The 26,408-nt window shown below is 46.7% G+C and carries 22 protein-coding genes; 12 read left to right on the forward strand and 10 right to left on the reverse strand.

Features of this window, described 5'->3' with window-relative positions; translation table 11 throughout:
* Positions 1-137: 137 nt before the first annotated feature.
* The 4 genes from QMA41_RS11475 (at position 138) to QMA41_RS11490 (ending at position 5,953) form a co-directional block, all read left to right on the forward strand.
* Entirely contained in the window at positions 138-842 is a 705-nt protein-coding gene (locus tag QMA41_RS11475) for a glycerophosphodiester phosphodiesterase family protein (protein WP_281629698.1), read from the forward strand.
* Between the two features lie 8 nt (positions 843-850).
* Entirely contained in the window at positions 851-1,612 is a 762-nt protein-coding gene (locus QMA41_RS11480; RefSeq protein ID WP_281629699.1) for a DeoR/GlpR family DNA-binding transcription regulator, read from the forward strand.
* A 228-nt stretch (positions 1,613-1,840) separates the two neighbouring features.
* A complete protein-coding gene (locus QMA41_RS11485) occupies positions 1,841-5,758 on the forward strand; it encodes a choice-of-anchor U domain-containing protein (RefSeq protein WP_281629744.1) in 3,918 nt (1,305 codons plus the stop codon).
* 3 nt (positions 5,759-5,761) lie between these two features.
* The gene (locus QMA41_RS11490) at positions 5,762-5,953 is read left to right on the forward strand and encodes a hypothetical protein (RefSeq protein ID WP_021458235.1); all 192 of its coding nucleotides are present in this window, start codon (positions 5,762-5,764) and stop codon (positions 5,951-5,953) included.
* Between the two features lie 30 nt (positions 5,954-5,983).
* On the opposite strand, the gene QMA41_RS11495 is transcribed toward QMA41_RS11490, so the two are convergent.
* Positions 5,984-7,171, reverse strand: coding sequence for an MFS transporter (locus tag QMA41_RS11495; RefSeq protein WP_281629700.1), 1,188 nt, complete (start codon positions 7,169-7,171; stop codon positions 5,984-5,986).
* A gap of 122 nt (positions 7,172-7,293) precedes the next feature.
* Here QMA41_RS11495 and QMA41_RS11500 point away from each other — a divergent pair, with 122 nt between their 5' ends.
* The 4 genes from QMA41_RS11500 to QMA41_RS11515 all read left to right on the forward strand — a co-directional run bounded on the left by QMA41_RS11500 (position 7,294) and on the right by QMA41_RS11515 (position 10,059).
* Complete coding sequence (locus tag QMA41_RS11500; RefSeq protein WP_281629701.1) at positions 7,294-8,175, forward strand: LysR substrate-binding domain-containing protein; 882 nt, start codon at positions 7,294-7,296, stop codon at positions 8,173-8,175.
* A 78-nt stretch (positions 8,176-8,253) separates the two neighbouring features.
* Positions 8,254-8,574: a heavy metal-binding domain-containing protein gene (locus QMA41_RS11505; RefSeq protein WP_019276990.1), complete on the forward strand. Its 321-nt coding sequence runs from the start codon at positions 8,254-8,256 to the stop codon at positions 8,572-8,574.
* Between the two features lie 63 nt (positions 8,575-8,637).
* The gene (locus QMA41_RS11510) at positions 8,638-9,096 is read left to right on the forward strand and encodes a YaiI/YqxD family protein (protein ID WP_006960182.1); all 459 of its coding nucleotides are present in this window, start codon (positions 8,638-8,640) and stop codon (positions 9,094-9,096) included.
* 9 nt (positions 9,097-9,105) lie between these two features.
* Positions 9,106-10,059, forward strand: coding sequence for a LysR family transcriptional regulator (locus tag QMA41_RS11515; protein ID WP_095663252.1), 954 nt, complete (start codon positions 9,106-9,108; stop codon positions 10,057-10,059).
* Between the two features lie 48 nt (positions 10,060-10,107).
* On the opposite strand, the gene QMA41_RS11520 is transcribed toward QMA41_RS11515, so the two are convergent.
* The 4 genes from QMA41_RS11520 to QMA41_RS11535 all read right to left on the reverse strand — a co-directional run bounded on the left by QMA41_RS11520 (position 10,108) and on the right by QMA41_RS11535 (position 12,222).
* Positions 10,108-10,560 carry a copper chaperone PCu(A)C gene (locus QMA41_RS11520; RefSeq protein ID WP_019276988.1) on the reverse strand — a complete coding sequence of 151 codons (453 nt, stop codon included), beginning with the start codon at positions 10,558-10,560 and terminating at the stop codon, positions 10,108-10,110.
* On the reverse strand, positions 10,560-11,159 hold the full coding sequence (locus QMA41_RS11525) for an SCO family protein (RefSeq protein WP_006960189.1): 600 nt from the start codon (positions 11,157-11,159) through the stop codon (positions 10,560-10,562). Before QMA41_RS11525 ends, QMA41_RS11520 begins: the two co-directional genes overlap by 1 nt.
* Positions 11,156-11,575 (reverse strand): hypothetical protein, encoded by a 420-nt coding sequence (locus QMA41_RS11530; RefSeq protein ID WP_019276986.1) that lies wholly within the window; start codon positions 11,573-11,575, stop codon positions 11,156-11,158. Before QMA41_RS11530 ends, QMA41_RS11525 begins: the two co-directional genes overlap by 4 nt.
* A 104-nt stretch (positions 11,576-11,679) precedes the next feature.
* Complete coding sequence (locus QMA41_RS11535; RefSeq protein ID WP_019276985.1) at positions 11,680-12,222, reverse strand: GNAT family protein; 543 nt, start codon at positions 12,220-12,222, stop codon at positions 11,680-11,682.
* Between the two features lie 230 nt (positions 12,223-12,452).
* On the opposite strand from QMA41_RS11535, the gene QMA41_RS11540 reads away from it, so the two are divergent.
* A complete protein-coding gene (locus tag QMA41_RS11540; protein ID WP_021458230.1) occupies positions 12,453-13,730 on the forward strand; it encodes an HD domain-containing protein in 1,278 nt (425 codons plus the stop codon).
* Positions 13,731-13,759: 29 nt separating this feature from the next.
* Here QMA41_RS11540 and QMA41_RS11545 read toward each other — a convergent pair whose 3' ends face one another.
* The gene (locus tag QMA41_RS11545) at positions 13,760-14,413 is read right to left on the reverse strand and encodes a DUF2057 family protein (protein ID WP_281629702.1); all 654 of its coding nucleotides are present in this window, start codon (positions 14,411-14,413) and stop codon (positions 13,760-13,762) included.
* Between the two features lie 502 nt (positions 14,414-14,915).
* Here QMA41_RS11545 and QMA41_RS11550 point away from each other — a divergent pair.
* Positions 14,916-16,313, forward strand: coding sequence for a tryptophanase (locus QMA41_RS11550; protein ID WP_281629703.1), 1,398 nt, complete (start codon positions 14,916-14,918; stop codon positions 16,311-16,313).
* A 412-nt stretch (positions 16,314-16,725) separates the two neighbouring features.
* Positions 16,726-19,254: a glycosyl hydrolase family 18 protein gene (locus tag QMA41_RS11555; protein WP_281629704.1), complete on the forward strand. Its 2,529-nt coding sequence runs from the start codon at positions 16,726-16,728 to the stop codon at positions 19,252-19,254.
* 72 nt (positions 19,255-19,326) lie between these two features.
* Here QMA41_RS11555 and QMA41_RS11560 read toward each other — a convergent pair whose 3' ends face one another.
* The 4 genes from QMA41_RS11560 to QMA41_RS11575 are packed head-to-tail and all read right to left on the reverse strand — an operon-like array spanning position 19,327 to position 25,469.
* Positions 19,327-21,441 (reverse strand): type I secretion system permease/ATPase, encoded by a 2,115-nt coding sequence (locus tag QMA41_RS11560; protein WP_281629705.1) that lies wholly within the window; start codon positions 21,439-21,441, stop codon positions 19,327-19,329.
* Positions 21,442-21,452: 11 nt separating this feature from the next.
* Positions 21,453-23,363 carry an EAL domain-containing protein gene (locus tag QMA41_RS11565; protein WP_021458226.1) on the reverse strand — a complete coding sequence of 637 codons (1,911 nt, stop codon included), beginning with the start codon at positions 23,361-23,363 and terminating at the stop codon, positions 21,453-21,455.
* Between the two features lie 5 nt (positions 23,364-23,368).
* Positions 23,369-24,031, reverse strand: a complete 663-nt coding sequence (locus tag QMA41_RS11570; protein WP_019276978.1) for a transglutaminase-like cysteine peptidase — start codon at positions 24,029-24,031, stop codon at positions 23,369-23,371.
* A 46-nt stretch (positions 24,032-24,077) separates the two neighbouring features.
* A complete protein-coding gene (locus tag QMA41_RS11575; RefSeq protein ID WP_281629706.1) occupies positions 24,078-25,469 on the reverse strand; it encodes an HlyD family type I secretion periplasmic adaptor subunit in 1,392 nt (463 codons plus the stop codon).
* A gap of 282 nt (positions 25,470-25,751) precedes the next feature.
* On the opposite strand from QMA41_RS11575, the gene pdxH reads away from it, so the two are divergent.
* Positions 25,752-26,387: a pyridoxamine 5'-phosphate oxidase gene (gene pdxH, locus QMA41_RS11580; RefSeq protein ID WP_172851469.1), complete on the forward strand. Its 636-nt coding sequence runs from the start codon at positions 25,752-25,754 to the stop codon at positions 26,385-26,387.
* Positions 26,388-26,408 lie beyond the last annotated feature (21 nt).

Genomic DNA, 26,408 nt, shown 5'->3' on the forward strand with positions numbered 1-26,408 from the left:
AATTGTTTAGCAACATCAGCCATTGCCGCTGATGTCGTTTTTCAGCTAAATTAAAGGATAGATCGTTATAAATAATAAAACTGTAATAAAACCAATCTATTGTCGCTTGGTTTTCAAATGAACATTGAGGGTACACTATGATTACAGGCCATCGCGGTGCGGCATCGTTAGCACCAGAGAATACTTTGGTGAGCATTGAACACGCTGCTAAGTCAGGTGCCCTATGGGTAGAAATCGACACCCAACTCAGCGCAGACAACGTTCCAGTTATCATTCACGATAAGACGGTTGATCGTTGTACCAACGGCAAAGGTAAAGTATCAGACCTTGATACTAAGGCGCTTAAAGCACTCGATGCAGGGAGTTGGTTCGGTGCATCGTTCGAAGGAATATCCATTCCCACTCTCGAAGAGGCGTTGGATAAATGTGTCGAACTCGGGCTCACGCTGAACCTTGAGTTGAAAACCTATGATGACAAAACCATCGACACTCTGGTCGAGCAAGTGGTTAAGGTAGTGAAGCAGAACAACTACCCGTTGGACAAGCTGCTTTTCTCGAGTTTTAGCAAAGAGGCACTGGCCATTTGCCAAGCGCAGATACCGGAAGTAAGACGTGGATTCATCTGCGAAGTGTGGAATGATTTTAGCCTAGAGTCGTTGCAAGACTTGGACTTGTTCAGTATCCACATTGATCACAAAATTCTTGATGCTAAGATTGCGAAGTCGATTAAAAACGCGGGTTTGGTGTTAAAGATCTGGACGTTGAATGCACCAGACAAAGCACAGGCGTTTTACGATTTGGGTGTGGATTACATCATCACGGATAAGCCAAACGAATTTTAGTAGGAACTATGGAACTGAACCAACGCCAAAAACAGATTCTCGCGACCCTTAAAGTGGATCAGGATGTTCAGATCGACCAGTTGGCCGAGTTGTTTTCAGTGACCACGCAAACCATTCGGCGCGATGTAAACAATTTGTGCGAGCAAGGGCTAGCGCGTCGAGTTCACGGTGGGGTCAGTTTGCCTGCTACCTTAACAAACACCAGCTATCGCTTTCGTTCTGAGGTGGAGTCGACCACCAAAGATGACATCGCCATGGCGGTCGCGGAAGCCATTCCTGATGGTGCGACCGTGATGATTGGTATTGGTACTACGGTTACGCGCATTGCTCAGTTTCTATTGGGGAAAACTACTTTGCGCGTCGTTACCAACAACCTGCAAGTCGCGAAAATCTTAGAAGCCAATCAGAACATTGAAGTCTACCTTGCTGGCGGCCTGTTTCGCCGTGAGCATCAAGATCTGGTGGGAAGTAGTGTAGTTCACTTCTTCGAGGGCTTTGAAGCCGATATCGGCCTATGCGGTTGCGCATCGGTGACCAGCAGTCACTTCGCAATGGAGCACGAGCAGTTAGAATCGGACTTATCTCAATCCATCATGCGCAACAGTCGCCAAACTTGGCTGGTAGCTGATGCCACTAAATGGGAGCGCACTACTGCTATCAAGGTTGCGCCTCTTGCTCACTTTGAGAGTATTTACACCAATAAAGATCACCTACCCAATGAGTTGAATGTTAAAGTCATTCCAAGTGCTCTATCGCCAAACAAAGAATAAGAACTCTTTCGGTATTTCAAGAACGTACGCCTAAATGCTAGCCCTGTTTATCGACTATTATTAATAGATATGTCTATACATGGAATGGAAGCGATTTAGCTAATAGTCAGATATTAGCTATGTATTCCGTATCCAGATAATACAGGGATTTAGTGAATGAAGGGCAGGTGCAGAAAAAGGCGATACTTTGGCTTTGGGTTTAGCCTTTATTTCTTGCCACTATTTGCTATGGCAGGGCTTAGCCAAACAATAGATTTTACGCTGACGGGTAGCTATGATGTGGGGGATACAAGATTTGCCATCAGCGCAACGGCAACCTCTGGTTTAACGGTCAGTTTTGCCTCTTCCACGCCTTCTGTCTGTACGATTTCAGGCCCTTATGTTGCGATTGGTGCTACCGGAACCTGTACTATTGTTGCTTCACAGGCTGGTGATGGTACTTACGATCCAGCACCGGATGTCTCGCAGTCCACCACGATAGCTAAAGATACGCAAAGTATTCTCTTCCCTAACCCCGGCCCGCAAAATCTGGCAGATAGCTCATTAACATTATCGGCAGTGACCACGGCCAATTTAAGTGTCACATTTGGCTCTAATACGACCAGTGTCTGTACTGTTTCTGGCACCACTTTGAGCTTTGTGACCAACGGTCTGTGTACTGTCTATGCTGACCAAGCGGGTGACAGTAACAATAACGCCGCTAATAGGGTCACACTGTCATTTTACATTGATAATGATACCGACGGAGATGGCGTGATCGACCAGTTGGATGCGTTCGTCAATGATGCCAGTGAATCGTTCGACATCGATAGTGATGGCACAGGGAATAACGCTGATACGAATGATGCCGGTGACTGGGATCTTAGTTTCAATAGCCAGGGTTGGTTGGTCACCACTACTGAAGCGAATGAAGACTATACCTATCAAAATGGAGTGGATGTGACGTCGACAGATGGGATTATTGCTGCGGGTCAAAATGAGATTAATGCAGGGGGATTTAGTGGCCAGTTTGGCACGGTTATCTCGGTCAACTCAGATGGAACGCTCAACACAAGCTTTGATGGTGACGGTAAGCTTCAATTCAGTTCGACTTCCTGCACAACTGGCTGTAATGAAATTCTTGGCAATGTCTTCGTCGCTAACGATGGTAGTTATGTGGCGATAAGCCGAGAGGGTAACTCTTCTGAAGCTAGGTTGGTCAATATAGACTCGACCGGCAGCCTGACCAGTGCCTTTTCTTCTGGTATCTATACTCTACCTGCTCAGTTTCCGATTGGGATATTACCGCTCAGTGATGGTGGTTTTGTGGTTGGCAGCACTAATGGCAGCGTGCCCATCTCAACAATCTATTTCACTCGCTTTAAAAGTGATCTGACGGTGGATACCAGCTTTGGTACTGCTGGGTCTGCGGATGTTCGACCAACGGGCTTTTTCGCCGTAACATCAGTGGCGGTTGCCGAAACGGCTAACTACCTGTTCACTATTCTTCAGCAAAACAATGGCTCTCGCTATCTGGTTCGAATAAACAAAACGGATGGCAGCGTCGATACCAGCTTTGTTCATTTAGGAGCAACAGGCCTTAACCCCAGCGTGTTTGGCACCATTTATGCCATGTTAGGCACTGTAGACAACAAAATTCTTTTTGCCAATTCTGCGTCGCAAATCATCGCTATGGATGAGGATGGCGATATTGCTGAAAGCTTTGGTGATGGGGGGATACAGACGCTCAACCAGACGCTGCAGACCGCTGATCTTGTGAAAAGCAGCGATGGGCGCATTGTTGTTTCTGGCTATGATTCAAATGGCGATCTTCATGTTGCTCGTTTGAAGAGTGACGGGAGCTTAGATACATATTTTGGTGACAATGGTCAGATCAAACTCGACCCAGGTAACGATAGGTTCATTACCAGAGATATGGTGCTGGACAGTGACAATGATATCGTGATTGCTGGCTATGCGGAGATGACAGATACCACTGAGCAGGCGCTGTTCATAAAGTTGATTAATGACCTTGATACCGATGGTGATGGTATTAGTGATCTTGTTGATACAGATGACGATGGCGACGGCGTTAATGACAGCAGCGATGCTTTCCCGCTCGACGCTTCAGAAACCCTCGATACGGATGGGGATGGTACGGGCAACAACGCTGACACGGACGACGATGGCGACGGTGTTAATGACAGTAGTGATGCCTTCCCGCTCGACGCCTCTGAAACACTCGATACGGATGGAGATGGTACGGGCAACAACGCCGACACAGATGATGACGGCGATGGTGTTGATGACAGCAGTGATGCCTTCCCACTCGATGCTTCAGAAACTCTTGATACGGATGGTGACGGCACAGGTAATAATGCCGACACGGACGACGATGGCGATGGCGTCAATGACAGCAGTGATGCTTTCCCACTCGACGCATCAGAAACGCTCGATACTGACGGGGATGGTATAGGGAATAACACTGACACGGATGATGATGGTGACGGTGTTGATGACGTTAATGATGCCTTTCCATTGGATGCTTCAGAGACCAAAGATACTGATGGAGATGGTATCGGAGACAATGCCGATAAGACCAACCAGACTATCAACTTTGCTGCAATCAGCCCTCAAGCTTTATCGGCCAGCACTCTGGCTATCAGCGCGACAGCAACCTCTGGGCTTTCCGTCAGCTTTTCCTCCTCAACATCAGCCATATGTACTGTGACAAACGCTGTGGTGACGCTAGTCGCATCAGGCACATGTACTATAGTCGCGAGTCAGTCAGGAGATACCAACTACGAAGCGGCGAATGATGTGAACGTCAGTTTTGATATCTTGGATGACGCAGCTTTGAGTTCTCGTATTGTCTTGAGCCAGGGAAGTGGTTCAGTTTCCGTATTTTTTGCAGATCAAGGAACAGCGGTGCTGAGGGCCCAAGTGGACAGTGCGAGTAGCACTGCGGGTTACAGTTTTGTCTGGAGTCAAACAGACGTTGAACTTGATCCTAGTGAAGGCCTCAATAGCGAAACCTTCAGCTTTGATCCTCAAGGACATGTCGGTAGCCATGAGGTGAGTGTTGTGGTGACCGATCCTGTTGGGACAACGGTCACTATTAGCAGGGAAATTAGTATTCGCTCGACACTGCCGACCTTGAGTGCGTTAACAGACAGTGATGGGGATGGGAACGATGATCTGAGCGAAGGCTTCGGCGACAGTAATGGAAATGGTATTCCCGACTACCTTGACTCTATCTCAAGCTCATCACAAATTTATTCAGATTCTGTCCACCATTTGGCTTACACCGAGACTGGCTTGTTGTTTGTTCTGGGCGATGTTCCTTACGTTAATGGTCAAGATTTTATAGGTGTTTCCATGGATAACATTGTTGATCATTACAATCTCAGTGAGCAGCAGCAGGATGGGGATTATCAGTATCCAAGCGGCTTGTTTGACTTTGAAGTGCAGCAACTTCGACTGGCCGCTTCCGCGCAGATTGTACTGCGACTGAGTTCTGCTATTCCCGCCAACGCGATTTATCGTAAGTACATTGAGTCAAAAGGGTGGTTTACGTTTGTTGAGGATGCAAACAATGCGCTTGCCAGTGCGGCGAGCGTGAGTGACGATTGCCCCGCGCCGGGCAATGTCAGCTTTAAAAACGGTTTGAATCAAGGGGATGACTGTATTCAGCTCACGATTGAAGATGGTGGCCCTAATGATGCCGATGGTAAGGTCAATGGTATTGTCAGCGACCCAGGTGGTATCGCTGTCGCTTCGACGACGCCAGAAGTCAGCATCGCGGTGGTGAGTAATAACGCCAATACCTTTAGTCGTAACGATCAAGAACAAGTGGTATTGCGCTTGAAAGTCACAGCCAGTTTGGCAGGAGCCCAATTGGATAGCTTACAAATATCCTCATCGGGTGATTTGAATGAGCAAACTGATTTAAGTCTAGTTGCGCTTTATCAAGATACCGATGCGAATGGCGAGGGTGATACCCTGCTTGCCAGTGGTATCTACCTTCAAGATGACGGTCAGCTTGAATTCACTCTATCCACTCCTTTGCAATTGAGCGCGGGTGATACACATCTGGTCATCACCTATCAATTCAAAGAGTGCCCTACAGGGCTGGCGAGTTGCGATACCACAACGGAACGGAGGTAACTCATGATAAGGAAAGTCGTACACGGTGTTGTCGTAGTGCTTGCCGTTTTTGCATTGTCTGGCTGTAGTGATGCTCCAGAGTCGAATGAGTTTGAGCTATCTGTCTCGGATATCAAGATCAGCGAAACCAGCAGCAGCGCACAGCTAGACGTCGATGTGAGTGCTGCCAAGAGCAGCACTCTAAAATTGAAGTAATTGAACGAGATAAACTCTGGATCAGCGACTTTAGTTTACTTCTGCGCCCTGACATGTTGCTTTACGCTTATCGAGCAAACCGCTGAATTGTGTGAGAAGTAGGGCAATGATGACAATCAAAGCGCCGACCCAAGGTGTATTCATTAGGCCATGCTGTGCAACGATTAATCCTCCTCCCCATGAGCCTAAAGCGATGCCGACGTTAAACGCCGCTATGTTAAGTCCAGAGGCGACATCAACCGCATCAGGCGTATGTTTTTCTGCCAGATTAACCACGTAAACTTGCAACCCAGGGACGTTACCAAAGGCGAATGCCCCCCAGATTAGAATCGTAATAACAGCACTAATAGGATGGTAAGCAGCAAGGTTGAAGACAAGCAGTATCATCGCAAGACCTATAAAAATGGCGGTCAGTGCTTTGACAGGTCCAAGTTTATCGGCCATTTTGCCTCCCCAGATATTACCAATGGCAACGGAAACACCATACACCAACATGATTAACCCTATGGTCCCAGAGCTAAATCCAGAAACGTTTTCCAGTATAGGGGCGAGATAAGTGAAAGCAGTAAAAGTGCCTCCATATCCAAGTGCCGTAATCGCATAAACCAGTAGCAACCTAGGTTCAGTAAGAACCTTTAGCTGGGCTGAAATTTTGGTTGCTGGTGGCTGTTTGAGGTTGGCAGGGATTAACAGGGCACTGCCAAGCAAGGCAATGACGCCAAGAATAGCCACGGTGAGAAATGTCGCCTGCCATCCAAATACTTGCCCGATATAGGTGCCAAGAGGAACACCGGTGACCAAAGCAACGGTAAGGCCTGTAAACATGATCGCGATAGCGCTGGCGGCTTTTTCTTTGCTGACCAGTCCTGTAGCAACAGTAGAACCGATGGAAAAGAAAACACCATGAGCCAGTCCGGTCAGGATACGAGCGATGATCAGAGTTTCATAACTCGGAGCTTGCCACGCGAGTACATTCCCTAAAACAAACAAGCTCATTACGGACAATAGGACCTTTTTTCTTGGCCAGTTGCCAGTAAGCGCAGTTATGACGGGAGCTCCAATTGCCACGCCAAGCGCATATAAGCTAACCAATAAGCCAGCGGAAGGTAGGGATACTGCAAGGTCGCTTGCCATGGTCGGAATCAATCCGACGATAACAAACTCAGTAGTGCCGATAGCAAAGGCACTGAGGGTTAAAGCAAAAAGTGCAATTGGCATAATAAATTCCAATAATGATGTCGTGGCTGCCATTATTGAAAATCTTTTATTTGTTAAAAATGGTGATTTTATCAAATTACTTTTGCTATAAATAAAGGTAATTGAATTTAATGGACGAAGACATGCGCACACGTTCAGGTGAGTTAGAAATGCTACTCGCGGTTGTCGATAGCGGCGGGTTTTCAGCGGCAGCTGAAATGTTAAACATACAAGTTGCCAGAATTTCACGTGCGGTAAGCAAGGTGGAGAAACAGCTGGGTGTTTCAATATTGAACCGAACAACAAGGCGGGTAGAGTTAACCCAAGAAGGTCGGACTTTTGTTGACTCTGTGCGTAAGGGCCTTCACATTATTCATCAGGCTGAAGAAGATCTGATTTCTGGAAGCGAACGTCCAAGAGGCAAGTTACGAGTGGATGCCGCCAGTCCATTTGTTTTCCATCAGCTTGTACCGCTGATACAGTCATTCAAAGATACTTATCCAGAGATTGAGTTGGAAATAACCTCTAACGAAGGTTTTGTTGATTTGCTCGAGCAGCGCACCGATGTCGCTATCCGTATCGGACAACTAAAAGATTCAACATTGCATGCACGTCCACTAGGTAAAAGTGAGCTCTTCATCGTAGCTTCTCCCCAGTATCTGGAATCTTCTGGTGCGCCCCGCACAACGTCAGAATTACAGTCGCATCAATTGATAGGTTTTACATCACCTAAAGTGCTTAACCAATGGCCGCTAAAAGGAGTTGATCCCATAGAGCCAGATATCACGTCGAGTAATGGTGAAACGGTTCGGCAGTTGGCATTGGCATCTAATGGTATTGCCTGTTTGTCTGGCTTTATGGTTCGCGAAGATATTAAACAAGGTAGGCTGGTATCTTTGCTTGATGATGCCAAACGTCTTGATACCGGTCGAGAGCAGGTGAGTGCTGTGTACTACAAATCTTCAGCAGTAGCACGGCGAATCTCCGCGTTTATCGACTTTATTCAGCCGAAGTTAACCTTGTAGCAAGATTAGTTTGTGAGCGCAGTGTTTGACTAAACCCACTGCTAATATGGATAACAGTCTATCAAAAGGAGAAAGATGATGATTAAAACAACGACTTCAGTAGTTGAAGGGCGACCTGTACAAGATTATTTGGGCGTTGTGGTCGGTGAAGCTATTTTAGGAGCTAACATTTTCAAAGATATGTTCGGCGCAATTCGAGATGTCGTCGGTGGCCGCTCTGGCGCCTATGAAAGAGAGATGGGCCGAGCTCGTGAGATAGCCTTTGCTGAAATGGAAGAGCGAGCACGTGAGCTGGGTGCCGATGGCATCGTCGGCATCGACATTGATTACGAAGTGATTGGCAGTGGCGGCAGCATGATGATGGTGAGCGTCAGTGGTACCGCGGTGAAATTCAAATAAGGCTATTCAGCAAGGCGCTTTTGCGGTGTAATGGCGCCAATTGCAGATTTAGGAAAGTAATAGATGAAAATTTGGGTTGATGCAGACGCCTGTCCGGTAGTTATCAGAGACATTCTTTTTCGAGCCTCTGAGCGCACTGGCGTGGAAGTCACTCTAGTGGCTAACCAGTTTATCCGTACTCCTGCTTCTCCAAAAGTCACCATGCTACAAGTTCAGGCTGGCTTTGACGTCGCAGATAATGAGATTGTTCAGCGCTGTGAAGCTGGCGATCTGGTTATCACCAGCGATATCCCATTGGCCGATGAGATCATCACCAAAGGCGGCCACGTGTTGAGTTCTCGTGGGGAGCAGTTCACCAAAGAGAATATAAAATCACGCCTTAATATTCGTGATTTTATGGAAACCATGCGCAGTAGTGGTGTCCAAACAGGCGGCCCAGCACCGCTAAACCAAGCGGATCGACAGCAATTTGCTAACCATTTAGACAAATGGTTAGTGCAGTGGCAAAGGGCGCAAAAATAGGAGAGGTGGATGTCCTTGGTTAACCAGTTAGCGCTGTTTATTGATGTGGTGCAGCAAGGCTCTTTTACTAAAGCTGCGACCTTGCACAATATGGACAATTCATCGTTGTCAAAACAGATCAAAAAACTGGAAGTAGAACTAGGCGTGCAGCTTCTTAATCGCTCAACGCGCTCCTTTTCCCTAACGCCAGCGGGTGAAGAAATTCTCGAGCAGGCCCATAATCTGGTTGGGACTTTAGGGCATGTTCACTCCATCGCAGACTCTTATCAGGCAAGGCCGAAAGGGCGCATACGTATTACCGCCCCTCTGCATATTGGTCAGCACTACCTTCAGCCCGTGATTACGCAATTTATGCGCAGTTATCCTGAGGTGGAAATTAACCTGCAAATGGATGATAAACGTTCAGATATTATTTCTGATCACTTTGATGTCGCGTTTCGTCTTGGTCGGCTAGAAGATTCGAGTTTGATTGCGAAGAAAATCGCTGATATCAGGCCGGTGATTCTGGCGTCTGAAAGCTTTATCGAGCAGCACGGAGAACCTCAGACGCCGGACGAGCTAATGAGCTTGCCTTCTGTCGTCTATAGTAATGGGCCATTAACCGTAGATACGGCACGTATTAGCGAAGCTCCGGGTGGCAGTACCTTCATAAATCACAAAATGACGGGTAAATACAAGGTCAATGATGTGCTGACTTTATTGGCGGCCGTCCAAGATGGGCTTGGCTATGCCATGATTTCATCCTCCAACCTATACCGCCCAGTTGCCGAGATGAATCTGAAACCGATCCTGACGCATTACACTCTATGTAATCGCGGCCTGGCCCTATATGCTCTGTACCCCCATCGTAAGCAAACGGCGCTGGTTAGAGAGTTTATTTCTGCGGTGCAGGCACATATTGGTACACCACCAATCTGGGAAAAGCAGGTGGACAACTTTGCTCACCTCTACCCAACTCGCTAAAGAGTGAACAATAAAAAGCCCGGCGAAGGCCGGGCTAATCAACAAAACTTAGTGATGATGTTTGTGGCTCATCCCACTCATGACTTTCTTGATAGGTGCTGAGACGGTCTGCTCCTCACCGTTTGCGAAGGTCAGTTTCACATCAATGCTCTCACCTTCGACCAGCGGCTTTTTCAGGTCAAATAACATAATGTGTAGGCTACCGGGTTTTAGCTCGACCATACCATTGGCTGGCACAGTAATTTGCTCTACCTGACGCATTTTCATTACATCGCCATCTTTAATCACATCATGCAGCTCAACTTTGCCTGCAGCGTCTGTACTGGCTGATACGATAACGCGGTCTTTTGCGCTGTGGTTCATGATTTCAGTGAACACAGCACTAGTGGCTGCACTCGGTGGTGTCGCACGTGCATAGGTATGGGATAGCATGATGTCTGAAGCAGCGTGAGCAAGTGGGCTAAGTGCGATAGACGCTAAAATGAGGGCTTTTAACTTCATTAGGATTTTCCTTGTGACGTAAGTGTTTTCATCGCTTCAACCAAAGGAGCTGGTGTCAGCGTGTGTGGCACTTTAGTAATTAATGTGCCATCTGGTTTTAGGAAATAAAAATAGGAGCTGTGGTCAAGGGTGTACTTCAGCTCCGAGTTTTCTAATTTGGTCTTACGGAAAATAACGCCGTATTTATGTGCCAAAGGTGTGGTGACATCGAGTGGCGCGGACAAGCCTTCAATCATTGGATGGAAGTACTGGGCGTATTTGTAAGAGTCCGCCGCGGCATCACGTTCAGGATCAAGCGAAACAAACATAGGTCTGAAGTGAGATTTTACCTCATCATCCACCTGATTCAGCGCGCCTGCTAACATGGCTAGCGAGGTTGGGCAGACATCTGGACAACGTGTGAATCCAAAGTAAACGATGCGTACGCGAGAGTCTTGTTGGTCGAAGATTTTGACCGGTTTGTCGTTTTCACCGAACAGGACGACTTCTTTACTGGTTGCAGCAGGAGCCTCGGTCGTTGGCTGTGAATCCAGATACGCTTTCACGCCAAAGCCTAGTGCAAACGCAGCAACTAAAATTAAAGACCAGTTCTTACTCATTGTTCCATCCTAATCGAGGTGCTCACACTGTGTTGGCCATCAGTGAGTTCGCCAACCCAAGTCATGGCATCAGTCGTACATACCGGCAGAATAACCTGGCCTGTAAACTGACCTGTTGAGCTTTTATTGAGTTTAAATACGGCGGTACCCATTTCCATCTCGTGGCCCTCCAAAGTCAGCAACAGACTTTCTTGTTGAGCTTCGGGCCAGTCGACGACGATTTCAGTGGGTACCAATGGCTGACTGATGTCGCGATCAACTTTTATACGAACATCGTTGCTTTCACAAGCTTCAGTAGTGAGTAAACAATATTCTGACAAAGGTTTGACTTGGGAACGGGTTTTAAACCACTGGTAAATGTCACCGGCGAAGAAGCCTGCACCAAGCGTTACGACGACCAAGAGCAGCTTTAACATTGAAGACACGGTGTTCTCTCTTTGATTCTAAAGCCGCAATCCTAGCACCAAGTGAGTCTAAATACCTCAGCCAACAAATAAATCTGTGCTTGGAATCAATCTACTCAATGATGGGTGTTCTGGCGATGAATTCCATAGACAGCATGATCCAGAATTCGATCTCCAACTTTTTCCTTATTGGTGATGATACCCTCTAGGGTCATACCTACTCGCTCGGCGACTCGTCGGCTCGGCAGGTTATCTTTGGCGGCACATAGCTGGACCTTCTCCATCTGGTACTCATTAAACGCAATATCAATCAGTTTGTTCACCACGCGCGTAATGATGCCTTTTCCTTGCTGGTGCTGCGATAGCCAATAACCAATCTCGACAGTTTTTGTGTCGTAATTGATTGTGTTGAAGCTGCAGTTTCCTACGATGTTGCTGTTATAGATGATCGCACAGGTCATTGATTTCCCGTCTGCATATTCATGTAATACGCGCTGAACGAACATACGGAAGTCTTGCTCTGACTGGCAGTAGGGCGGCCAAGCTAGCCACTGGGATAAATACTCGGTTTGACTGGATACTAATTCACTGTAATGAGTGGCAAATGATTCCTGAACAAGAGCGAGTTCGAGTTCAGAGTCGATAGAGATTGTGAACATAAGGAACCTAAACAAGTTGAATATGAAGAGCTAACTTAACAGAGTAAGACTGGTATGACCATAAACACTTGTTGCAAAAAACATTTTCCATGTAGCACGGAATTCACCCAAGACGTTATGCAAATCACAATTATATAAATAGTCTTAAATAATTTGTGGTTTTTATGAAAGGAAATCGTTTAGCCTTGCAGCCCTAAAATAAGAAAAATTAGTCAGTTAGGTTATTACTAATGGATGAGCCGCTTGATAACGTAAGCGTAGATTTACGTCAGGTGCTATTTGAAATCGCTTCAGCCCTCGATGCAGTCGGAATTGATGATATAAATCACGGTCACCGAGTTGCATACATTGCTTATCAATGTGCTAAACGAATGGGGTGGGAGGAAGAGCAGGCTCAAATCGCTTTTTCCCTGGGATTGATCCATGATTGCGGTGTTTCGCAGTCTAATGAGCGTTCCTACCTATTCAAGTCGATGGCTCCGGAGAACACCAAAAAGCATTGTATTAAAGGTTATGGGCTGTTGAGCGCTTGCCCGCCTCTGGCTGGATTAGCATTGCCAGTTCTGTATCATCATACCTGGTGGGAGCAGCTGAGTTGCGAAACCAGAGCTTCAGAAAACGATAAACTACTCGCCGGATTGCTATTCATCTCTGACCGGGTTGATTATCTCTACTCACGTTTTTACCCAGACCAATACGGCAATATCACCGAGAACAACAAAAAGTCGATAATCGGGGAATTGACCGCCAATGCTGGGATCTTGTTTGAGCCTAATATGGTTCAGCACATGTGTGAGTTGATAGACAACGATGACTTCTGGTTTTCAATGGAATCTCGCTATATCGAGACAATGGCAAGTCGCTTTCCATCGGTACCTTTCTTTTCATCTCGATTGGGATTGGAAGACACGATTGCTGTAGCGGAATTCTTTGCCCAGATTGTCGATGCAAAAAGCACTTTCACGTTTCAGCACTCTCGTCATGTTGCGGAGTTAACGTCATTTCTGGGTAAACAACTGGGGTACTCGACCAAAGCACAACGTATGCTGTATCTGGCAGGGTTAGTGCACGATATTGGAAAACTGAAAACTCCGGTCGCTGTTTTGCATAAACCTGCAGAGCTGACGGATGAAGAGTATGCGTGCATAAAGCGCCATGCGACTGATACCCGTCACGCATTGACCAATATGTTTCGCTCTAGCCAAGTTATTGATTGGGCTTCGAATCATCATGAAAGGCTGGATGGGTCTGGTTACCCGTTAGGGAAAACAGCCAAAGATCTCGATCAACCAAGCCGAATTGTGGCCATTGCCGATGTGTTTCAGGCTCTAACTCAATCACGCCCTTATCGACAAGGCGTGTCACTTGAGGAAACAATGCAAATACTGCAGGAATTGGTAGATGAATCGAAACTGGATTCTGTCGTGTTTGAGTGTTTGATGGAGAACGATCTTGAGTGCTATCAAATTTCAACAGGTCACCCTGCCATAGAAAAAGCCAGCGCTTAATGCGCTGGCTTTTGGCTTATTGGGCTTGATTACTTTTCCAGTAAGAACTGTTTGAAGCGCGCCTGTGTTTCCGCGTCGGCTTTGTTATACCAGAAATGCAGCATCTCCTCGGCAGTCGAGTCGCCTTTGACGCCTTCTTTGGTGACTTTAGCAGGTAGAGTTACTGGTTGTACCGTGGCGCCAATAGCGGCGGCAGAGACAGCTGCAACACCACCTCGGCGGTTGTAATCTGCCAGTTCAATCTGGAAGTTTCGGCCGATCTGCATACCGTCTTTTACGAGCTTATCCTGCGTAACTGCTAGAGCGCTGCCACTTGCAGTTGTAAGCTGCCAGTCGACATTTTTAATCTTCTTCTCCGCTTCGTGTTGATCGCGGTATTTAGGCATATCGAATGTCAGTTCAGTATCATTGGTATCAAACGTGGCAATAATGGGATCGCTTTCAAGAATAATACGGTCATTACCTTGCGTGAAGTATGGCTGGTAGCGGAACAAAATTTGGTTTTCGCCGTCAGGTAAAGTCAGCGTTTTGTTTGCTGAAAAGAAGCCACCAGAGAGCTCTGGTTTTGCGTCGTTCGCAACCAATACATCCACAGTGTCTGGGACGGTAATGGTTACTTCAGCCACCGCCATACCGCTGATGCTTAATGCAACGGCGGCCAATAATGTTGTTTTGATTTTCATGACTTGATCCATTTGATTTGGTTAGCCAACACTTTGCCTAGCAAGTCCAGATATTTCAATTAGATGAATGTCAAAGTGATAAGATTTCACGGAAACTTAACTTTCAGTGATGATAAACCACTAACTAAGCGCAAGCTAAGTGTGACAGGTGTTTAAGGGTACGGATGACCTATTTTGCTAAGGTTTATTAAATAATGATTTTGGGGTGTGTGATTTATAAATTTTGAGTGACATTTCACGGTAAATAGGTGAGATTACGACTATATTGATGGTTATGTCTATAACCTACGAGAAGGATAACGCTATGAACTGCATTTGGATGCAAGACAGCCGTTTTGTGTTGTCGTCATGGTACAACTTAGACTTTTGCCTATCGCTTTTGAGCAAAGAATCCCCTTCGCTTTGATTTCCTAGGTGCACTCGCACCATCTATTCGCAATTTAACGCTTGAAATCCGATGCAGATTGTCTGCAGGGATCGATCTATCTATAGGAAATTAAATATGAAACGCATTCCAGAACCCTTTCGCATTAAAATGGTTGAACCGATCAAAATGACCACTTATCAAGACCGAGTTGCTGCGCTTGACGAAGCCGGTCTTAATCCTTTCTTGCTAAAAAGTAATGATGTCTATATTGACCTTCTGACTGACTCGGGCACAGGTGCGATGAGTGACAACCAGTGGGCTGGTTTGATGATGGGGGACGAGTCTTACGCAGGGAGTCGCAACTATTACAATCTTTGCCAGGCTGTAGAGCACTTTTTTGGTTATAAGCTAACGGTGCCCGCTCACCAAGGTCGCGGGGCGGAGCAAATTCTATTCCCGGCATTGATTGAGCGTATGCGCAGTGTTCGCGGCGGGACGGAGCCAGTTTTCATCTCTAACTATCACTTTGATACCACGGCGGGGCATATTGAGTTAAATGGAGGCAAGGCCATTAATGTCGTCGACAGACATGCTTTTGATACGACGACCCCGTATGACTGGAAAGGAGATTTCGACCTCGACAAACTTAAAGCCACTATTGAGCAGTATGGTGCGCATAACATTTGCGCCATTATCACCACAGTGACTTGCAATAGTTCTGGCGGTCAGCCCGTATCTATGGCTAACATGCGTGCGGTTTATGAGTTGGCAAGCAAGAATGACATCCCCGTTGTGATTGATTCTGCACGCTATTGTGAAAACGCTTATTTCATTAAACAGCGTGAAGAGGGGTATCAGGATAAGTCGATTTTAGAAATCATCCGAGAGATGTATCAATACGGTGATATGCTGACTATGTCCGCTAAGAAGGACCCTATGGTCAATATTGGTGGCCTGTGCTGTATTCGAGACCACCAAGAGCTGTTCCAAGCCGTGCAAACGCGATGTGTACCAATGGAAGGGTTTGTCACTTATGGCGGCATGGCAGGGCGAGACATGGAAGCGTTGGCTCGTGGTCTATATGAAGGTGCAGACGAAGACTACCTCCACTATAGGATCAGTCAGGTGCAATATCTTGGAGAGCGCCTACGAGAAGGGGGGATTCCCATTCAGTATCCAACAGGTGGGCATGCAGTGTTTGTCGATGCAGCGAAGATACTCCCTCACATTCCACCAGAAGAGTTTCCAGCTCACGTCTTGTGTAATGCCCTATACCTTGAAGCTGGAGTTCGAGCGGTAGAAATTGGTTCGTTGCTCCTGGGGCGTGATCCGGAAACAGGCAAACAAAAATCGTCGGAATTGGAACTGATGCGTCTTACCATTCCTCGTCGTGTATATACCAACGATCACATGGATTATATTGCCGATGCGATCATTGCGCTCAAAGAGCGTGCTCATGAACTTAAAGGCTTAATGTTTGAGTATGAACCTCCCGTGCTGCGTCATTTCACGGCGCGATTTAAGTCCAAATAATCCTTAATTAAAACCTGCCTCCTAAAATTTTTAGGGGGCAGTATTTTGTAATGGAGATCCTCCAATATTTGGTATCTCATTCTTTAAATTATTGACAAATAAGTATGTTTTTCGACTTGTTAGGATTTTATAAATTATGGGTCGAAATCCAATTTGTAATGTAACAGACCTCGTATATACAACTATTTTCTGATCTTGCCTCGAAAACAACCTTTATTTTTTTCATCAAAAAAAAAGTCTCTCAAATACTGAAAGTGATGTTCTTCGCGATGTATCCGTAGAACAGCGAATACCGATCCTCGATAAGTCTTTCGGCTCAATACTTGGCCAGCAGGCAGTTAAACGCGGCTTACGATGATAGGTATCACTTCCCAACTTTCGGGTAAATGTACAAGGAATGAGAGAAATAGGTATGAATCGTATAACTTTGTGCGCCGCTAGTATCGCTTTGGCGCTATCCGGCACCGCGATGGCTGCACCAACAGCCCCTAGTATTGATGTTTACGGCTCGAACAATCTTCAGTTCTCGAAGATTGAGTTAGCAATGGAAACCACTTCTGGCTACAACGACATGGTGAAATATTTCGATGAAGCAGATATCACCATTAAATTTAATCAGTGGAGTGGTACAACAGGGGACACCTACAAGGTTTACTTTGACGGAACTCAGGTGGCAACCGGAGCAATTACGGGTAGCCAGACCACAGCAAGCTTCAAATATGCAAATGGCGGTCGTTATCAGATGACGATTGAAGCGTGTGATGCAAGCGGTTGTAGCACGAGTGCACCTGCTGAAATTGTGGTTGCTGACACCGATGGTGCTCACCTTGCACCGCTGGCGATGAATGTTGATCCAAACAACAAGAGTTACAACACGGACCCTAACACGGTCGTTGGTACTTACTTTGTTGAGTGGGGTATCTATGGCCGTGACTTTACGGTAGACAATATTCCTGCCGATAACCTGACCCATATTCTATACGGCTTTATTCCAATTTGTGGCCCGAACGAATCAGTGAAATCAGTCGGTGGTAACAGCTACAACGCACTGATGACCGCATGTAAAGGGGTTCCAGACTATGAAGTCGTGATTCATGACCCATGGGCGGCTTATCAGAAGAGCTTCCCTCAAGCCGGCCATGAGTACAGCTCTCCCATCAAAGGCAACTACGCGATGCTTATGGCGCTTAAGCAACGCAATCCAGACCTGAAAATCATCCCTTCCATTGGTGGCTGGACGTTATCAGACCCATTCTTTGACTTTACTACCAAAGCGAACCGAGACACGTTTGTCGCTTCTGTTAAGCGCTTCCTGACGACGTGGAAGTTCTATGATGGTGTGGATATTGACTGGGAATTCCCAGGCGGCGGCGGTGCTGCTCCTGATTTAGGTGATCCTGTAAATGATGGCCCAGCGTACATTGCGTTGATGCAAGAGCTTCGTGCGATGCTTGACCAGTTGGAAGCAGACACTGGCAGAACTTATGAGCTTACGTCAGCAATCGGTGTGGGTTACGACAAAATTGAAGATGTGAACTACGGGGATGCAGTTCAGTACATGGATTACATCTTTGCCATGACGTATGACTTCTACGGCGGTTGGAACAATGTTCCTGGTCATCAGACGGCACTGTACTGTGGTACATTCATGCGCCCAGGTCAGTGTGATGGCTCTGGTGTAGATGAAAATGGCGAACCGTATAAAGGCCCTGCTTACACGACGGACAATGGTATTCAGCTTCTGCTAGCACAAGGTGTACCTGCGAATAAACTCGTTGTGGGTACCGCCATGTATGGCCGTGGTTGGGAAGGCGTGACACCTGATACGCTCACCGATCCTAATGACCCAATGACAGGAACAGGTACTGGTAAGCTGAAAGGGAGCACAGCACAAGGTGTCTGGGAAGATGGTGTGATCGACTATAAAGGTGTGAAATCCTTTATGCTTGGCGCAGACAATACCGGCATCAACGGTTTTGAATATGGATACGATGCGCAAGCTGAAGCACCTTGGGTTTGGAACCGTTCTACAGGTCAGCTGATTACGTTTGATGATGACCGTTCTGTCAAAGCGAAAGGTGCATATGTCCGTAACTTGGGCCTTGCCGGTCTATTCTCTTGGGAAATTGATGCTGATAATGGCGACATTCTAAACGCAATGCATGAAGGGCTAGCTGGTGGAACACCAGCAAATAGAGCCCCAGTTGCAGCAGCGGGAGCGGATGTCTCAGTAACAGGCCCAGCATCGGTTGTACTGGATGGCAGCAGCTCAAGCGACTCGGATGGCAGTGTTGCAAGCTATGCGTGGGAACAGCTCTCAGGTACTAGCGTTTCACTAACGGGTGCAAACACTGCACAGGCGAGTTTCGATGTAGCTGAAGTTGCACAAACTGAAACGCTTACTTTCAAATTGACGGTGACGGATAATGAAGGTGCGACGGGCACCGACACAGTTGTTGTGACAGTAAAGGCGAAAGATACTGGCCCTGTAAACACTGCACCAGTTGCGGCAGTATCAGCACCTGCTACAGCGAATGCTGGAGATGTGGTAGTGGTTGACGCTTCTGGTTCTAGTGATGCAGATAATGACACACTAACGTACAGCTGGGATGTGCCTGCTGGACTTAATGCCACCATTAATGGCGCAACGGTGACATTCACGGCTTCAGAGTATGCGCAAGATACTTCTTTGCTATTTACTGTAACAGTCAGCGATGCTCAAGCGACGTCGTCTGCTTCAGCGACTGTCGTTGTAGCGAAGAAAGATACTGGTGGTGGTACTTGTACCAACGTTTGGGATTCTGGCGCAGTATACAATGGTGGTGACCAAGTGACTTGGGATGGTAAAGTCTGGGAAGCGAAGTGGTGGACACAAGGTGATGACCCAGCTCAATCTGGTCAGTGGGGTGTATGGACAGAAGTTGGCCCAGCAAACTGCTAATCTAGGCAACTCTTCTTATCGCAGATAAAGAAAAGCCGCTCAATACTGAGCGGCTTTATTGTTTCTGTCAGTTTAGTTAGCGGCTCTGACTTTGCCTTGTTTAAGACTGTTGAGTACTTCAGCTTTAGGCCCATCAGCGATGACGCAGCCTTTCTCCATCACGATGACTCGATCTACCACATCTAGCATAGATGTTTTATGCGTAATCAAGATCAGCGTTTCCGATGGCTTTAGTTGCGCTAACTGTTGCTTGATGTGCATTTCAGAGCGGTTATCCATAGCACTGGTTGGCTCATCCATTAACAGTACTGGTGGGCGACCAAGGAAGGCGCGTGCAATGGTAACGGCTTGACGTTGACCACCGGAGAGCAATAAGCCTCCTTCACCGACCTGGCGTTCTAGACCCGCTGGGTCCTGCTGAGTAAATACGGTCACACCAGCGCGGTTTGCCGCATCCATCACATCACGATCGTCGGCCAATGGACGACCTAAAGTAATGTTATCGCGAATGGAGCCATAGAATAGCTGGCTGTCTTGCGGCACACAGCCAATGTTGCGTCGGATATCGATATGATGAAGCTGCTCGATATCGGTATCATCAATACGAACATGGCCTTCAGTTGGTTTAAACAATCCAAGGATCAAACGCTCAAGCGTGGTTTTACCTGATCCAATTCGACCAATAATAGCGACTTTCTCACCAGGCTTAATGGTAATGCTCAGGTCTCGAATAGAAGCTATCGGTGAGTCAGGATAGTGGAAGGTGACCTTGTCCAATTCAATCTTACCGTGAACAATTGGACGGTGAATATAGCGTTTCCCTTCCTCCTGCTCATCTGGCATTTCCATCACTTGTTCAATAATGGTCATTGAAGACTTGGCTTGGTTGTATCGTGTGGATAGCAAAGAAAGCTGAACCATAGGGCCAATGGCTCGACCACTCAACATGGTTGCTGCAATCAGGCCACCCATGGTGAGGTCACCTTCTGCAATCAAGTACACGCCAAGAATGATCATCCCAACATTGGATGCTTGCTGAACGAAGCCTGCAGTGTTCTGGATGCCATCTGTGATGCGACGACTCTTGATGTTCCAGTTTGCCATATGAGCGACCGCTTCTTCCCAGCGGAACTGGAATTGGCTTTGAGCACCAAACAGCTTGACGGTTTCTAGCCCTGACAGACTCTCAATCAGGTTAGCGTACTTTTGTGAGGCTAGGCGTGACCCCTCTTCTATTGTGCGTCGCAAAGGTCCCTGAATCAGCGCCGAGTAGATGATCAGGATCAGCACGCCTGCAATCGGAACCAGAACAAGGTTACCCGCCATCAGCCAGATTAGAACAAGGAATAGCAGCGCAAAAGGCAAGTCAATTAAAGAACCAATGGTGGCTGAAGTGAAGAACTCCCGAATGGACTCAAATTCTTGCAAATGACGAGCGAACGCGCCGACTGATGGTGGCCTTGCTTCCATTCGAATGCCAAGTACTTTACTGAACAGCTTGGAAGAGATCAGAATGTCGGATTTTTTGCCTGCTACGTCGATAAAGTAGCTGCGCATTATCTTGAGTGTCAGATCAAATAGGAAGATGACAAAGATACCGCTTGCCAGCACCCACAAGGTTTCGAAGGCGAGGTTGGGCACCACCTTGTCATACACCAAACGGGTAAACATTGGCGCTGCAACGGCAAACAAGTTAATCAGAATAGAAGCGATCAACACGTCACGATAGATGTTCTTCGACTGCCAAATCGTGCTCCAGAACCAGTGCCCTTCGCGCGTTTTGAGGACTTCTGGAGAACGTTCGTCATAACGGAACTGTTTCTTAACCAGAAAGTAGCGACCAATGTAGAGTTCTTCGAGCTCTTCAATAGGAATAGCAATCGGCACTAAACCAGATTCGCCCGTGACGATTTCTGCTTCCTGTTTTTCACTGTTGATAGTGTTAAGCACGCACGCATCACCGCTTTTAAGCAGTAAGACCACGGGCAAAACTAAATCCGAAATATCTTCGAGCTTGGAACGGTTTTCTTTTGCGACCAGACCGGCACGCTCAGCCGAGCGAGGGAATAAAAATGGTGTCAGCTTGCCTTCGGTTAAAGGCAAGCCATTTATCAAGGCTTCCGGCGAGTTAGCCAGACCGTAATAGCGGCTGACATAAATCAGCGAATTTAATAAAGGATCCTGCATCTATAACCTTTTTACTTATCGACAATGAAGCCTTGGAAGACATCAATAAAGTGTTCAGACAAGAAATCCAACTGGGTTTGTGTCTCAACTCGGGACGCAATGGTCTTAATACCAAGGTTATGTGCGGTACGTGAGATAGAAGTCAGGGTAAATTTCTGCTTCTCATCATCCAGATGGTGCGTGTATAGGTAATCCAGTTTGACGTAAGCCGGACGGAACTCATTGATGTAGTCGAGAGACTGGAAGTTACGTCCATAGTTATCAACACCAAATTCTGATCCCGCATTACGCACGGCATTGCAGAAAAGAGCAGTGTGGTGAGGTGTATTAACGAAACAGCTTTCAGGAATTTCGAAGTGCAGTTGGTGTGCGACCGATTTGTGGCGGTTGAGCATTTGAGTGATCCAGCGAATAAAGCTTGGTTGAGCGATACTGCTTTGCGACACGTTGATCGCGATTGGCTCGGAAAACTCGCCATTCTCTAAACGTTCCACAATGGCTTTGATGACATACTCATCGAAAAGATGGCTGGCATTAAGTTGCTCAAGAGCAAATAAGTATTGGTTGGCGCTGAAACGCTCACCGTTTTTCTCAATCGCAGAGAATACTTCACGATGATAGGTTTTCCCCCAACTGTCATTGGCTGCCTGGAAGCGGAACTGGAACCAGTCATTGCTCATTGCTTCTTCAACAAGCGTCTTCCATTGCTGTTTACCCATCAAGTTCTCAGAGTTGTCGCCAGTGACGTAGCCATAGGTTATCTCTGGGTCAGACTTAGCCGTCGCCAAGGCATTATCTAGCATGGTGAGTACTTCAGATGCACTCTTAGTTGCTTCGCTGTAGACCACACCAAGCGATAAGTTCGACGTCGCCATGCCTGTAGGGTCAGCATTGATATCTTGAACGTAAGTAACAATGCTATCGGATACGAGTTTAAGGTCCGCTTCATCCATATTCGGTAAGATGAAGCCGAACTCAGCAGAAGAAATACGAGCAAGCGTAACATCCGGCGAAGTTAGAGAAACTTTAAGGTGATCAGCCAGTTCTCGTACCATGCCATCACCGGCTTCGTAGCCTTTCTCTTCATATAGCTCATGGATAAAACTGGCTTCCAGAATTGCCACACCGCCAAAGCCACCTTCGCCAAGCCAAGAGTTCAATTGGCTCATATAGTAAGCTCGGTTACCCAGCCCAGATACTGGGTCGATGTAGGCACGTTCACGAAGTTGTTGAGCTTCTTTGGCTTGCGCTTTGAAGGACTTTTCTACCTGAGCAGACATGCTATTGATACCATCTACGACATAGATCAGATCTCTTGTGGTTGGTCGCGGTAATGGATCACCGAACTGGTTACGAGCTACTTGCTCCATTTTCTCTACGATGAGTTGAAGAGGGCGAAGTGCACGCTTAAGAATGAAGGCGATGGCCAGAAGACCGATAGTGAAAATCAGACTGAAAGCAATGACCAGACGTTCGAAAGCCTTCCACAACTGGGTGTAGGCATCCCCAGTGTGGCTGACGATCTCAACTTCAGCCAATTGCATCCACCCACTGGTGACGACTCGGCGATCGTGAATTTTCTCAAACAGGTGCAGGCTGGTGAACCAATCAGGTACATCCAAAGGTTTGACTGGGTATGAGCGTAGGATTTCTTCGCCGTTGTCTAAGAAGATTAGTCGGACAACCGAATAACTACTGCCATCGAACAGGGCGTTAATAACAGACTCCACCGCGACATGATCCTTGTTCTCCAAATATGGAGCCAAAGCCAAGCCGACTGTGTTGATGGTATTGTTCACTTCTGAGCGCTGCTGCTGCACTAAGTTGTTGCGCGTGGTATTAAATTCAATGATGAAGACCGAGGCCATCAGCATCAAAAATACAGCAATCATTCCCGCGACAAGCTGTTTATATAAAGTCATATTGCCTACTCATCGTAATTCACTATTGGTTTGTTCAGTTTGAGTGATTTTTCACGGGCACGAAGGTCATTCCACAGACTGAGTCGGGAAGATTTTCCTGCCAGTTGTCCTTGTTTTGATTTCATTAGCCACAGGTTTTTACCATTGAAGCTGTAAATCGGTAATAAATCTCTGCGCTTGGATGCTTTTTTGATTTGTGGATCGATATTATCTAACAGAATTGGTTCCGCACTGGGCTTAGAGTAATATGCGAGCACCATGTGAAACTGGTTAAGCGTGATAGCTTTAACGTATACCAAACGCAGTTTTTTATCTGAGACACCCAGCTCAAGGAGAGAGAAATACTTTGCGATGGTAAAATCTTCGCAATCGCCGGCATTACTGCCAAGAAATTCCAGTGGAGTGGCCCAGTAGTCTTTCTTTCCCCATAAACGGTCATCGTTGACAAAGTTCAGTTGATTAAAGAAGCTATTGACTTCAGTGAGCTTTTGTCTTTCCGAAAGCCCCTTAAACTGCTCCATCTCACGACGCCATGTTTCGACACGTTTGCCCGCTCGATCACCATAAGTATTGCGCACAGCTTCGACCCAGCGCTGCTCTTGAGTATTGAGCGCCTGTGAAGCTGTGGAAGCTAAAATGATAAATAGAGCTGCGAGCCAGTATTTCATGCTGGCTATACTCTGACCTTACTTGTAGTCTCAGTTGTTCGCATCGTTATTCCTTTAGTGCGTTATTTTTGGCGCCCAAAATTGGTTTAAGTAAGTATTCCATTACCGTGCGTTTTCCCGTGATGATATCGACAGAAGCGGTCATCCCAGGAATGATTGGTAAAGAGGTATCGTTGTTCAGACTGGTTTCTTTGGTACGCACCCTAACCAGATAAAAGCTATTGCCTTCTTCGTCTGTCGTGGTATCAGCACTGATGTGCTCTAGTGACCCTTCCAGGCCTCCATACTTGGTAAAATCGTAAGCACTGAATTTTACAATAGCGTGCAAATCTGGTCGAAGGAATGCGATGTCTTGGGGAGCTATCTTCGCTTCTACAAGCAATGTATCTTCACTAGGAACAATTTCGACTATGTCCATACCTGGCTGAATAACGCCGCCTACGGTGTTTACATTCAGTGTTTTGACCGTACCTGCTACAGGTGAAATCACAACCGTGCGATTCACTCGGTCTTCCAAACCAACAGTCGACTCAGTGAGTGCAGACAGTTTGTCTTGTGCTTCGTTGAGCTTTTCTTGTTGTTCTGAGCGGAATTTTTGAGCAGCGTCAATACGGCTAAGCATCGATTCTTTAATAGCTGACTTGAGTACCGGTACTTTCAATTCACTGGAGGTCATTTCTCGACGGGTATCGTTCACCTGACGTTGTAATTTTAGGAGTTCAATTCTAGGTACAACGCCTTCGTCAGCAAGGGGCTTGGTGATCTCCAGCTCTTTACGAGCAAAGCTATAGCTTTCGCGTAGGTTGCGTACCCTTGCCTGAATTTCAACCAAGTCCTGCTGTTTCTGTTTGACCTGCTGGTCAATCAAAGAGATCTGATTTCGTAGATTGTTTAAGTCTTGACGATACTCGGCTCGTTGGCGTTCTACCAGTTTGGGTTGTTTCTCCTCAAGCTGAGGGGGGAATGCAAGCTTACTGAAATCGAGCTGAACACTTTGTTGCCAAGATTTTTCACTGAAGTCTTCATTGATTGTGACGCTTGTGATGGAAGCAGATAGCTGCAGTACGCTCGCAGTCAGGTTTGCTACCTGCTGCTCTCTCTCTCGAAAATCAGAGCGGAAGCGGGTGTCATCGATCAAAAGTAGTTGCTGACCTTTTTGAACGACTTGGCCTTCACGGACGAGAATCTCTTTGACTAGGCCGCCTTCAAGGTTTTGTACTACTTGTATTTGCGAAGAAGGCACAACTTTCCCTTGCCCGACGGTAACTTTATCAATTTGAGCCCATGATGCCCATACGCCAGCAAGAATAAAAAACACCACCATTACCCACAGCATAACGCGCGCACTACTAGGCGTATTGAGCAAAAGCGCTGCCGTTTTGTCATCCACATACTCAAGCTCATTGCCAGAGAGCTTGTTGTAATTGTCCTGACTCATTGATGATCCTTGTTACTTCTACGTATTTGATTGATTCTATTATCCAAAATGATAAATGTTAAGCTGTAGTCGTTAGAACGGTGTGCCATATCAAACACTTAAATAATAGAAAACAATCAATCAGTTGTACTAAGTATATACGGTGATTTTTCTTGATAACTTGCTTTCTACCAATCGATAGCGCTTTACGTGCATCAAATCTCCCGAGACAATCTGGTACATGAGCTTGTGTTAATGTATATATGAGCGCACAATCGGCAAAAAAATTTCGCAGGAGAGAAGATGGAACTCGAAGATATCCGCCGTGAATACAGTAAAGGTGGTTTGCGTAGGAAAGACCTCAAAACCAACCCAGTAGATCAATTCAATCTGTGGTTGCAGCAAGCGATTGACGCTAAACTCACTGATCCAACCGCAATGACAGTGGCGACGGTAGACGAAAACGGTCAGCCTTTCCAGCGAATCGTGTTGCTGAAGTATGTCGATACACAGGGGTTTGTCTTCTATACCAACTTAGGTAGCCGCAAAGCGCAGCAAATTGAAGTTAATTCACGAGTTAGCCTTCATTTCCCATGGCATCCATTGGAGCGTCAGGTGCATATTACGGGTGTGGCTGAGAAGTTGAGTGTTGCAGAAAATATTAAGTACTTCTCCTCACGTCCAAAAGAAAGCCAACTGGCGGCGATTGCAAGTCGACAAAGTAGCCGCATTTCTACACGCGGCGTTCTAGAAGGTAAGTTTCTTGAGCTGAAGCAAAAGTTTGCACAGGGCGAGATTCCGGTTCCTAGCTTCTGGGGAGGATTTCGTATTAAACCTGAAAGCATTGAGTTTTGGCAGGGTGGCGATCACCGCCTTCATGACCGCTTTTTATTCTCCAAGTCAGATAGCGAGTGGCAGATTGACCGTTTAGCACCATAGGTTAGCCGCTTACAACACATA

Source organism: Vibrio sp. St2, assembly GCF_947311885.1.
GTDB lineage: Bacteria > Pseudomonadota > Gammaproteobacteria > Enterobacterales > Vibrionaceae > Vibrio > Vibrio coralliilyticus.